The 12,813-nt window shown below is 52.6% G+C and carries 7 protein-coding genes; 1 reads left to right on the top strand and 6 read right to left on the bottom strand.

From position 1 onward, the window contains the following. Nucleotides 1–51 precede the first annotated feature (51 nt). On the top strand, nucleotides 52–642 hold the full coding sequence (betI, locus tag ACK3CJ_RS03140; RefSeq protein WP_409524954.1) for a transcriptional regulator BetI: 591 nt from the start codon (nucleotides 52–54) through the stop codon (nucleotides 640–642). Between the two features lie 47 nt (nucleotides 643–689). Here the strand turns inward: betI and ACK3CJ_RS03135 are convergent, their stop codons facing one another. The 6 genes from ACK3CJ_RS03135 to ACK3CJ_RS03110 all read right to left on the bottom strand — a co-directional run bounded on the left by ACK3CJ_RS03135 (nucleotide 690) and on the right by ACK3CJ_RS03110 (nucleotide 12,752). Then, entirely contained in the window at nucleotides 690–3,122 is a 2,433-nt protein-coding gene (locus ACK3CJ_RS03135; RefSeq protein WP_409524952.1) for a CehA/McbA family metallohydrolase, read from the bottom strand. A gap of 186 nt (nucleotides 3,123–3,308) precedes the next feature. After that, entirely contained in the window at nucleotides 3,309–3,977 is a 669-nt protein-coding gene (locus ACK3CJ_RS03130) for a TorF family putative porin (protein WP_409524951.1), read from the bottom strand. Between the two features lie 121 nt (nucleotides 3,978–4,098). Then, a complete protein-coding gene (locus tag ACK3CJ_RS03125) occupies nucleotides 4,099–5,247 on the bottom strand; it encodes a BCCT family transporter (protein ID WP_409524949.1) in 1,149 nt (382 codons plus the stop codon). A gap of 158 nt (nucleotides 5,248–5,405) precedes the next feature. Then, complete coding sequence (gene betA, locus ACK3CJ_RS03120; RefSeq protein ID WP_409524948.1) at nucleotides 5,406–7,121, bottom strand: choline dehydrogenase; 1,716 nt, start codon at nucleotides 7,119–7,121, stop codon at nucleotides 5,406–5,408. Nucleotides 7,122–7,167: 46 nt separating this feature from the next. Continuing rightward, entirely contained in the window at nucleotides 7,168–8,634 is a 1,467-nt protein-coding gene (gene betB / locus ACK3CJ_RS03115; protein WP_409524947.1) for a betaine-aldehyde dehydrogenase, read from the bottom strand. Nucleotides 8,635–8,900: 266 nt separating this feature from the next. Further along, nucleotides 8,901–12,752 carry a sensor domain-containing protein gene (locus ACK3CJ_RS03110; RefSeq protein ID WP_409524946.1) on the bottom strand — a complete coding sequence of 1,284 codons (3,852 nt, stop codon included), beginning with the start codon at nucleotides 12,750–12,752 and terminating at the stop codon, nucleotides 8,901–8,903. Nucleotides 12,753–12,813: the final 61 nt, after the last annotated feature.

Raw genomic sequence — 12,813 nt, 5'->3', positions numbered from 1 at the left:
GTGATGTCAAAATCCGTACAGAATTCAACCCAATAGCGGAACCCCTCAGTCGTGAAAACCAGCATTGGACAGATTCGTCGCAAGGATCTGACAAAAGCCGCCTATTACGTCATGCTCGAGCATGGTCTGGCAGGCACTACAGTGGCCCGAGTCGGCGAAAAAGCCGGCATGTCACACGGTATCGTCAACTATCACTTCAAGAACAAGGTCGAGTTGTTGAATGCCGTGGTTCGCTACGCCAATCGCCTGATCGGTGATCGTGTCGTAAGTCTGATGCGGGAAGCACGTACACCGCGGGAAAAGCTGTCAGCCGTGCTGCGCGGTAATTTTGATGAAGAGATCTTCAAGCCTGAGAACGCCCGTGCCTGGCTGGCACTCTACGCCCAATCTCCGAAAAGCCCGGGATTCGTACAGTTGCAAAACCTGATCTACAGCCGGCTTCAGAGTAACCTTGTGTGCTATCTCAAAAAGCTGATGCCACAATCACGTGCACTGGAGGTCAGCCGTGGCCTGAGCCTGATGATGGATGGTCTTTGGTTGCAGCAAGCGATGGACGACTGCGAAGTCCCCTGCCCGCTGGCACTGAGCATGACTGAATCCTATCTGGATTGCATGATTGAAAAGTACAGGGCCGATCATTGATCAGCCCTGTACGCAGCACTTATATAAGTACGAACCTCTGTAAAACTTCAGCCTTTCACATCAATCCAGACAGGGTTGGAGATTGCTGCTTTACCACTTTTGTCTTTCACTATCAGGTTATACCAGGTGCTCTCTGAAGGTTGCAGACTGAACTCAACCATCTGCCGTCCTTCTGCTCCTTCTAATGCCCTGACCTCCACTGGCGATCCAATCTCTGAACCACTGGTGTAGAGCTCCACACTTTCAAGCCCATTCACGGCAAACAACTCGACAGCCAGGCTCAGCGCCTCGCCACCTGCCACCTCATAAGTCTGCCCGAACTCCAGATCCTGCGTGAACATCATCGGCCCCATGGACACATAGGAACGACCAGCCGCCACAGCCTCGACAAACCCCTCGACAGACAGATCATCATCCACCTTAGCCAGCGTTCTGATAATGCCCGAGTACAGCGTCGGAGATGTCACTTCGTGGGTATCCGTGCCGCCGGTCAGGTAATAAACCTTGCCCTCACCCTTCAGGCTCTCATCCCAGAAGCGCATCGCCTGTGTCAGCGTGCGTGTATCAATATTGTCCGGCTTGCTCAGATCGATGGTTGGCTGCAACTCGATCAGGTCGAAATCTGGGCTGTATCCACCCGGCACAATATCACGGTTATTTAAGTAGCCATAATCCGAGAAAGGATGATTCACGATCACCAGAGCGCCCAACTCATGAGCGGCCTTGATGATATCTGCTACATCCATGCTGGAGTCGATGATGTCGTGATTGATCGGCATATTGATCAGGTTGAAGTGTCCCCAGCCAGGAGTAACTTCCAGCCCCGGAATAAAGGGATAACCCCGCTGAACCGACAGATCATGTACCTCAGTGTGATTGCTGACCGCATCATGATCACTGATATAGGTCAGATCAAGACGACTGGCCAATTGAGACCTGACCACATCGACCGGTGCAGTGTTGGCATCACCGATATCCGTATGATGATGAAAGTCGACCGCATACCAACCTTCCTGATTCGGCAGTACATCTGACTTCACCGATATGGCCACTTCGCTGACCTCATTAGAGCGTACCGTGGTTTCCCCTCTCACCGGCATAGAATTGAAGTGCGCACCTGACAGGATATTGAAGGCAAACTCACCGGTAGCCAGCTGGATACGCGCCAGCCCCACCTCATCAAGCTCTGTGAAATAGGTGCGCCGACCCAGATACTTCACTGCAGGCACCTCGCCCTCAACCTCAATACGAGCATCAACCGGCTGACCAGTATCCTCATCAGCTATGTTCAGTAGAACGGTGCCTCCTTGAATAATTGCATACTCATCCTTGAAGGTCAGGCTTTTCTGTTCACCTGACGTCACGGTGACAGACTGTTTCTGAGAGGGTGTAAAGCCAGCATCCAGCGCATAGATCTGATATTCGCCTTCCGGTGCCTGAAAGCTGAAAGAGCCGTCCGCATCTCCTACATGCCAGAACAGAGGCTGCATATTGACATGCAACTGATCCGCACCAACATTCTGCGCCCCGACAAACTCGCCCTTGTAGCGTCCCTCACGCTCAACCACAATCACAGGATTGGCGTGGACTTCGCCCTGATTGTTATACACCACACCACTGATGAGGCTGGATTCCAGCCCCTTCTTCTCAATCATACGCGCCATGAAGGGGCTGGTATGGCCATTATCGGCAATTTGGAGTTCACCGGTGAAGGTCATGCTTTCACCCGGTGCAAGATTGTAATGCTTGTGCAGGTCCTTGTAGCCGGTGGTGCCACGATAGATATCCGGATCATCCATCTGCACGGTGATCGCATAATCCTCTGTGTAGCTCACGGTGAAGTCGCCCAGCGGCTCATCCGCACCGGCACCGATATGGATATTGCGGGCACGGATATCCGGTGTGTCATAACCAAACGGGCCGAACATGAAGGCCGAAAGCGCACTGAGAGAGTAGCCGCTGCGCATATCTTCATAGCTGTCGGGTCCCGGGTTGGACACCACTGTCTGCAACTGCAGCACGTTACTGTCTTTTGTCAGCGTATAAGTGGTGACAACATCCAGTGCATTTCCCTTGCCATCGCCCAGCCAGGTACTGGTGGCACGCACAACGCCCTCATCGGTATCCGCCTTGATTACCTCGACATCTGCCACCAGCGATCCACCACTGGCGGTCCAGGAATTGACCAGAAACTCGACATCATTGACGATATTTACACCAAACTGATCACGCCCCTGCATCACAGCCAGGTTGGAGATGGAGCCATTAGTCATCCCCCAGAAATTAGGGCTACCGACAGCAAAGGTGATAGCGATCTTATCGTTATAGAGTGTGATGTCCTCAGGGTGAATCAGCACATCTCCTTCGATCGGAGAGGGGCCGGTAACAACTTTGACATCCGCCAGCGCAGAGCCCGCAAACCACATTGCCAGACTCAGCGAGCTGACGGCAAATCCTTTGATAATTCGATTATATTGCATGTTCTTAACCTCAGTTCCGTTGACCTGTTGTAAAAAAATGCTGGTGGCCAGACAGCCGCCACCAGCGAAGAGCCCAAAAGCTATACGATTGAAGGTTGAGAGGGGCCGGCAAGCCCCCATGTGCAGGGCCTGCAGGAAGCGGCGCGGAGTGATTCCGCACCTTTATAGGATCATGCTCAGATCAGGTTAAAAATACTTGCTGATCGAGAACACCAGAGTGTCGTCAAAGTTAGGCGTATCCTTCACGCTGCTGTTGACATAGTGCAAACCAAAATCGAGACCGGCCAGATGCTTGCTGGCACCAACACTCCAGTCACGAAAGGAGCTATCGTTATCCGGCTTGGAGTAGCCGAAGCTGGCATCCAGAGAAAGCCCATCCATCACCTCATAAGAGGCAGCCACATTGTAGTAATGCACCTTGAAATCAAAATCGCGTTTGTAGGCAAAGCTGAGAAACTCCCAGGAGAGCACCCCGACAAACTCGGTGGAATCAGTATCCTTACTGTCATGCGATCCCGGGAATGTATAACGGGCCAGGCTGACATCGTACCCAAGGGCGCCCGCTTCGCCGGCATAACCGACATAGACATCGATCTCGACACCATCTACCCCTTCCACCAGCGAACGTTCGGAAACGCTGGACGCCCAGGTACCGACATAAAGCCCGCTGTCATGGGCATAATCCAGCCCACCCTGAATCGCAGGTCGGCCATTGGACAGGCTGTAACCGCGTGAAACGTAATCCGAAACCAGACTTATATTGGCCGAAAACGGGCCATCCTCTGCAACAGCCGATGCAGCGCCAAACATGGGTACCGCAGCAATGAACGCTAGTGGAATCATTTTGCTACGCATGGTGTTCTCCTGTGGTGTTAGAAGTATCGTTTATTGTTGTTTTGAAGCCGACACCAGCGGTCGCCGTGCCGGCATTTTTCCACCAGGCTGTCGCGCGAGGCAACAGCCTCCAAGCACCTGTTCAGCCGCTACTGCGCACTTTCTGTACCACGGCATGCACATCTTCGCGCTTGATGAAGAGCATGGAGTAGATACCGAGATAGAGCGCAATGACTACCAGGCCAACCCACTGAATTTCGAAAGGCGTGAACTGATAGAGCAGGATAATGCCGTACATCAGCACCCAGTTACCCAGGATGTAGACCGGCTTACCGAGGCGATCAACCGTCATGCCAAGGTTATCGGTATACAGACGGATCAGCGAGTCCAGTGAGTTGATCACAAAGATAATACCCACCACGACCATCGCCATTCTCAGATAACCGATCACCTCCTGATCAAACGCGAAGTGGAAGTAGAGCACCGCAAACCAGATCGCCAGAGGAATAGATGGGAACACCAGCAGTGCAACCAGCAACTGCCACGCCTTCAGACCACCGACAAAGCGCGCCACAAACTGACCGATCATGATGCTCCAGGCAAACCACCAGAAGAGATAAAACTCATGATACTCGGTGATAGGGGTGACAAAGCGATGGATATTGCTGAAATATCCGCCAACATTACTCAGGCTGCTGGCCAGACCACCAACACCCATGCCGGAGCTGAACCAGATCGCCGCAATCAGCGCGAAGAAAAGCCAGGTCGAGCTGACGCTGAGAATCTTGACGTATTTGATATCGGTACTGGACATCACCGCTGCCATGACGACCGCCGCCACCAACAGATAGCGAACCGGATCACTGATCCCTTCGATATAATCAGGCAGATAGCTGAGGAACAGGAAGCCAGTGAAGGCACAGGTGGCGATGATGACGAAGTTATTGATGATCTTGACCACAGGGATCTCGAACAACTGCAGCTTCGGCTCGACCACACAGAAGTAGAAGGTGGTCAGGAAGTAGAGCCCCCAGACCAGAAATCCCCAGAAGCCAAACTCAATGGCCAGTGGGTTGGTGAAGCTGTAAGCGCCATCTTCGGCGTAAACCGGAAACTCGGTCAGTGGGAACATGATCAGCCCCACATCGAGGCCAGAGGTGAAAAGTATCGCGATAAACGTGAACATTGATACCGGCATCGGGCCAGTACATTTCACAGAGCCCCATCGCAAAACGATGAGTATGGCCGTCGCAAGGACCGCAATGAATGCGATCGACAAAATCATTTGCATGATTTTCTCCTGTTATAGTTATGAGTGTTGGGTTCTGATTCTTCGGTTTTGCGTGTCCGGTCTGATGGCTTGTTATCCTGTCAGACCGGGTGTTGCTGTTTTCTCCTGCAATCAAACAACATGTTACTGAGTGGTAGTACTTAAACTAAGTGCTCAAGCTATCCAGCTTCACTCCAGTCAATTGACTGGCGTTTGGGGGGATTCTTACGCTGCCGGATTTCCCACTCGTTATCCAGCCAATAGCTGGCTGTCGAGGCTGGCAGCGGCTCATGACCCAGGATCATGTCAGCGGCTTTTTCCGCGACCATAATCGTCGGCGCATTCAAATTGCCATTAGTAATGGTCGGGAAGATTGAAGAGTCCACCACGCGCAGTCGCTCAAGACCACGCACGAAACAGAACTCATCCAACACCGCCATCGGATCATCTTCCGCACCGATCTTGCAGGTGCAGGAGGGATGATAGGCGCTCTCGACATTAGCACGCACCCAGGCGTCAATCTCGGCATCGCTCTGCACCTGAGCACCCGGCTGTATCTCATCGCCACGATAGGCATCCATCGCTGGCTGGTTGGTCAGCTCACGGGTCAGACGGATACAGTCACGCCAGTCGATGATGTCCTGTTCATGCTGCAGATAGTTGAACAGGATGCTCGGTTTATCCGCCGGATTGGCCGTGCGTATCCGAACATGCCCACGGCTGTGCGGTTTGTTCGGACCGACATGCATCTGGAAGCCATGACCGGAGAAAGCGGCCTGACCATCGTAACGCATCGCGGCTGGCAGAAAGTGGTACTGAATATTTGGCCATTTGAGACCGGCGCGTGAGCGGATAAAACCACAGGACTCAAAGTGATTGGTCGCGCCCAGACCTGTCTTGAACAGCAGCCACTGTGCACCGATCATACCTTTACTGATCAGATCCAGTTTGCTGTTCAGGCTGATCGGCTTCAGGCATTTGTACTGGAAATACACCTCCAGATGATCCTGCAGATTTTCGCCGACACCGGGCAGCTCGTGCATCAGCGGTACACCCGCCTGCTCCAGCACTGCTCGTGGCCCGACACCGGATAGCTGCAACAGCACCGGCGAACCGATGGAGCCAGCCGACAGAATCACCTCGCGGCTGGCCAACGCCTTATGCATTTGACCAGCCACTTCATACTCTAATCCCACCGCCTTTTTACCGGCAAACAGCACGCGATGTGCCAGTGCATGACTGACCACCGACAGATTCGGGCGTTTGAGTACCGGCTTAAGATAGGCATTGGCAGTAGACCATCGCACCCCATCCTTCACCGTCATCTGCATCGGGGCAAAGCCCTCCTGCTGATAGCCATTGTAATCAAAACTCTTTGGATACCCGGCATCTACGCCAGCATCGATAAACGCCTGATAAAGAGGGTTCAGCGCCATATCATTACCGGCACAAGTACTCAAAGGACCCTCTGCACCCCGATACTCATCACTACCACCTTTCCAGGTTTCAGCGCGCTTGAAATAGGGCAGGCAGTTCTGATAGCCCCAGCCTTTGGCGCCCTGAGCTTCCCACTCCTCAAAATCGCAGGCGTGACCCCGTACATAAACCATGCCATTGATCGAAGAACTGCCGCCGAGCACCTTGCCACGTGGGCAGTGCAGATGTCGCCCACCCAGCCCAGGTTCAGGCTCACTCTCGAACTCCCAGTTGTACTTGGGATTGTTCATCGGATAGGAGAGCGCCGTCGGCATCTGAATGAAGATGCTGCGATCACTGCCGCCAGCCTCAATCAGCAGTACACGATGCTGACCCGACTCGGTGAGGCGGTTAGCCAGCACACAGCCGGCAGACCCTGCTCCCACGATGATGTAATCAAATGCCTTATTCTCACTCATACTCGGATCTCACCTGATATACCTGAATGTCGTGGATCATCGATCATCATGCGTAAGGACAATCCACATCACCCAACTCGACATACACACTCTTGAGACGGGTATAGTGATTGATCGCTTCCGGCCCGTTCTCGTGGCCGATGCCAGACTGCTTGAAGCCACCGATCGGCAGTTCGATTGGCGTCAGGTTGTAGTTGTTGATCCAGCAGGTGCCGGCTTCCAGCTCGGCAATCACACGATGCGCTCGGCTGAGATCACGGGTAAACACGCCGGCAGCCAGTGCATACTCGGTATCGTTGGCACGACGAACCACCTCCTCTTCATCGCTGAAGCTCAGCACTGACATCACCGGTCCGAAGATCTCTTCACGGCAGATAGTCATCTCGTCATGGCAGTTTATGAACACTGTAGGCGCCACAAAGGCACCCTCAGGCATCCCTGCCACCTGTGCCTGCTCACCGCCACACACCAGTTGTGCTCCCTCCTCTACACCCTTGCGGATATAGGACAGTACCGATTCCATATGACTCTGCGAAATCAATGAACCCACCTGAGTATTCGGATCCATAGGATCACCAATCACCAGTTTTGCTGTACGCTCCAGCAGGCGCTCGACAAAGGCATCTTTAATCGACTCATGCACAAACACACGGGTACCGTTGGTGCAGATCTCACCCTGGGTATAGAAGTTGGCCATCATCGCTGCCGATACGGCGTTCTCCAGATGCGCATCTTCAAACACGATCAGCGGGGACTTGCCACCGAGTTCCATGCTGACATGCTTGAGCGTAGTGGCGGCATCGGCCATCACCTTCTTGCCGGTCGCGGTGGAGCCGGTCAGAGAGATCTTTTCGATCCCCTCATGTAACGACATGCCACGACCGATTTCAGAACCACCAGTGATGACGTTATATACGCCATCCGGCAAGCCTGCTTCAGTAAAGATCTCAGCCAGTTTGAAGGCGGTCAGCGGTGTCAGAGATGCAGGCTTGTAGATCAGGCTGTTACCACAGGCCAGTGCCATGGCGGCCTTCCAGCAGGCGATCTGGATAGGATAGTTCCAGGCACCGATACCGGCACACACACCCAGCGGTTCGCGACGGGTGTAGCCAAACGCATTGTTCAGATCCACATGAGACCCGCGGATTGTTGGTGCCAGACCGGCAAAATACTCGATGCAATCTGCACCTGATGCGATATCCACCACCGACGCTTCCTGGATCGGCTTGCCGGTATCCAGCACTTCAAGCTCGGCCAGCTCATCGTTACGCTCACGCAACAGTGCCACGGCTCGCATCAGTATGCGGCTGCGTTCGGTTCCGGTCATGCGCGACCAGACTTTAAAGCCTTCCCGAGCCGCCTCAACGGCACGATCCAGATCTTCAAGAGACGCCAGTTGTACCTGGCACAGCAGTTCGCCGGTAGCAGGGTTGTGAGTGGCAAACGTCTTCCCGGATGTTGCGTTAACATACTGTCCGCCAATAAAGAGTTGCTGCTCAGAAAAACGTGTCATTACCTGCTACCTCTACCATGTGATATTCGATCAGAAAACATACCGATTCGGCTCCGCTAGTCTGCGACGCGCCGACCTGTCTATTTTTTAATCTATAAAAAGTAAGCTGTATTGTCAAATAAATAACTTGATAGCCATCAAGGAAAATCGATCATACATCTGCCAGATCAAGCGGAGTAGCGCCATTAACGACACTATCCAGCCTACTAACGTCAGATCATGAAAAATTCAGGGGGGGAGCGTTGGGAAGAGAGCTCAGCGCGATATCAGTCACGCTGCATAAAGGATTCGGCAAAGGTGTCGGCATCCACCGCCGGGCTTGTCAGGTATCCCTGATAAATGTCGCAACCGAGCTCGCGCAATACTGCCAGTTGCTCATCTGTTTCTACGCCCTCCGCAATAGTACGCAGTCCCAATGTATGACTGATAGCCACTATTGTGGCAGCAATTTCACGATCGCCGCCATGCTCAGTGATATCATCCACAAAACTTTTATCTATCTTCAGAAAATCCAGCGAAAAGCGCTTCAGATATGCCAGAGAGGAGTAGCCTGTGCCAAAATCATCAATCGCCAGGCTTACACCCAGCTCACGCAATTTAGATAACACCTGCTCCGCCTCATCTTCGCGACTCATCAGTGCACTCTCTGTCAGCTCAAGCTCCAGATAAGCTGCTGGGTAACCGGATTCGGCCAGCATCGACTCAACCAGCAGGGTAACATCCGTGTGGCGCATCTGATAGGCAGAGAGGTTCACAGCCAATCGCAGAGGGGTATATCCCTCCTCCAGCCAGTGGCTTCCCTGCTGACAAACCTGCTGCAACACCCACTGACCGATCTGATTGATCATGCCGGACTGTTCAGCAACCGGAATAAACAGGGCAGGCGAGATAAAGCCCTTCTCAGGATCGATCCAACGAAGAAGGGCCTCTGCTCCAACAATTTTACCGGATAAAATATCCACCTGTGGTTGGTAAAACACACTCAAGTGTCCAAGCTCAATTGCCACACGCAGACGCGCCTCAATATCCAGTCGATCCCTGGTGGCCTGTGTCAGTTCAGTTTTATAGAATCGATACTGATTACGACCCGACTCCTTGGCATAGTAAAGAGCGGTATCAGCCTGTCGCAACAGCTCTTCAGGATCCAGCTCAGCACCCTCTCCCAGACTGATACCAATCGATCCTCCAATACGGATCTCTATACCTCCCGACAGACGAAAAGGAGCCTGAAGGGCCGAAATCAATTTCTGCGCAAAAGCAGCGACAGAAATCTTATCCGGATACTCCTGTAGCGCCGGCAGGATCACAAATTCATCACCACTGAGTCGGCAAAGATCATCCGTCGGCTGCAGCATATTCTTGAGCCTGAGTGCCAGCTTGCACAGCAACTCATCCCCGACGACATGCCCGAAACTGTCATTCACATCGTTAAATCGATCCAGATCCAACACCATGCACGCCAGCTTTTCAGACTCACGTTTTTGCTCTACCCGTAACGTAATGGCTTCCAACATCGATAACCTGTTGGGCAAACCCGTGAGATTGTCGTGATGGGCAATATAATCGAGCCGCTGCTGGTGCAATTTACGAGCGGTAATCTCGGTTACCACACCTTCAACCTGCCCCGCCAGGCCTTCTGTATCAGTCAACAATCGAGACGTATCTTCAACCCAGATCCATTTACCATCAGCCTTGCGCACCCGATACTCCTGCGTGTAGCTATCGGCACCTGCACGACGGAATCTCTGCCCCTCCTCAAACAGCCTGGCACGATCAGAAGGATCAATCAGATCGCCATAACAAAGACCACCGGAGATAAACTGTTCAGGCTCATATCCCCAGCGCGTGATATTGTCCGATACATAGATGACTGGCCAGTTCTCATCCAACCGCCAGCGGAAAAGCATGACTGGACTTGCCTTAACAACCTGTACAGCGGTTTCCAACGCCCGCGACTGCGCAACATGGCCCAGTGCATAGCCAACATCATCAGCCATCTCGTTCAGTGTACAGACGATATCAGGGGTGAAAAATTCATGATCACGGGCATAAACACAGAAAACTCCCACCAGTGTGTCGCGCTGATGAACCGGAAAGCAGGCCATGCTTTTCAGTGAATGCCCAAACAACACCCTGCTGCTGGCAGTGCCATCGGAAAAAGGATGCTCAGTCACCACCGGTGATCTGCGTGCAACCGCTCTGGAGACCGGCTCGACCTCTGCCTGTTGGCTGGCAAGCAGTTGCCACTCCGCATCACTTTTCTGTAGATCATTAGCAAATGCCTGAATCGAGGAGCGAATAGCGCCGGATTCAACCCATCCAAACCAGGCAAAACCCAAGCCACTTTGCTCAACAGCAATTCTGCACACACCCTGCAATAACTCATCTGCGCTCTGGCAGCGCACAATCATCTGATTGGTTTCAGACAGGGTATTATAGAGATCGCGCTGACGAACCAGTTGCGCTTCATAGCGCTTCTGCTCGGAGATATCCTGAACAGTTTCAATGGCATAAATCACCTTGCCATCCTCATTGCAGATCGTCCTGAGGTTGAGCATCACCGGCACATAAGTACCATCAGCCCGGACAAAGCGCTTCTCGATGGTATAACTATCCTGATGACCATCGATCAGTTGCTGAAACTGCTGCTGCGATAGTGGCAGATCATCCTTGTGCGTGATATCGAACCAACTGAGCGTTTTCAGTTCTTCGGGGCTGTAGCCAAGGATGTCGCAAAATTTCTCATTGAAGCGAATCCAACTACCACTGGCTGGTTCAGTAATGGACATACCGACAAACGGTAACTCGAAGAACTTGAGCAGCAACCTGTCCTTCTCTGCGGCTTGTTGTGCCAGCGCCAGTTGCTGGACACGGCGGGTTTTCTGCCAGACCAGCGCCAGAGAAACAGCGATAGAAGCGACTGCTGCAATTGCCAGCAAAGACACCCAGGCCAGCAGCGTATAAACAGGCGCCATAACACTTCGCTTGTCGATGGTTACCAGCAGATACCAGGATGCTGTTGACTGGGAAGCTGTTGACAGACTTTTTGCTGTATGAGTAGAGGATAGCGGCGCCATGGCCAGCAAAAGCGAAACCGCGTCTGGCCCCTTCACTTCGCCACTGTACACACCGAGGTCAGGTTCGGGAATAAATGGCTTCCCGCCCGCCAACTGATAATCAAGTGCTGCCTGAAAACCCTCATTTCGGCTGCTATCAGAGGTCAGAAGCCTCAATCCTTGTTCGTTTTTCTCAACCAACCTCAGTTCAGCCGTATAGCGGGAAACATTCCAGTCAGTCAATAATGGATAGAGTAGCTGTTCAAAATCCTTGCTGAGCAGCACATACCCTTTTATACGCTCACTTTCATCCAGAACAGGCACTAACCAATCGATATAAAGTCGCCCCTCATCGGCATAAATATCACTGCGCCACACCTGCACAGGCGACTGCACCTCTCCATGTAATCCATAGTCAGTATATGAGGGCGATAAACTTGAGGAGTACTCTTCACCGACACCGATCATGCGTTCAAACTGCTCATTCAGCAATAACACACGATCGAACCCTGCATATTGATGCAGCAACTCAAACCTGTGCAGCGCCGTATGATGCTCAGATAACGCCTCATCTACTCCATCCAACCAATGAATCAGGGCCTGATCGTGATGCAAACGGAGTGCCTCACTTTCACGCTCCTGGAGCCAGGCATCCACGAGTAGCGCACGGCTCTGAGCAATCATCACTGCATCATGCCGGGCTTCTTTGGTGACCATCGGCACATAAACCTGAGCAACAGCAGCCACCAGCAGAGGAACGAGCAGTGCAAGACCAGAAAAAGCCAGCACAATTTCCCGCCGCCCCTCTGTTGCAGATGTGGCCGATAAAGAATCAAGGGATGGCTGCTGCCAGACCTTAAGCGTCAGGTAAAGCAGTGCCGTCGTCGTGGCAACAAACAACACCCCCTTGAAGGTGCCCATCGAAACCAGCAGATCCGTATCCTTAACCAACGTTGCAACCAGTGCATCAGAGGTCAGGATCCAAAGCAGGCCAAATAAACAGTACACCAAGGCAACCTTTTCGGCCTTGTAATCATTGCGCTGTCCATTATTGTTGATCATGAATCATCTATTCCTGATTTTTCACACAATTGAAAACGGCCATCCGACAACACAGCTACAA

This window comes from Nitrincola salilacus, assembly GCF_046271865.1.
Taxonomy (GTDB): Bacteria; Pseudomonadota; Gammaproteobacteria; order Pseudomonadales; family Balneatricaceae; genus Nitrincola; species Nitrincola salilacus.
This window is presented reverse-complemented; position numbering and strand designations above follow the sequence as displayed.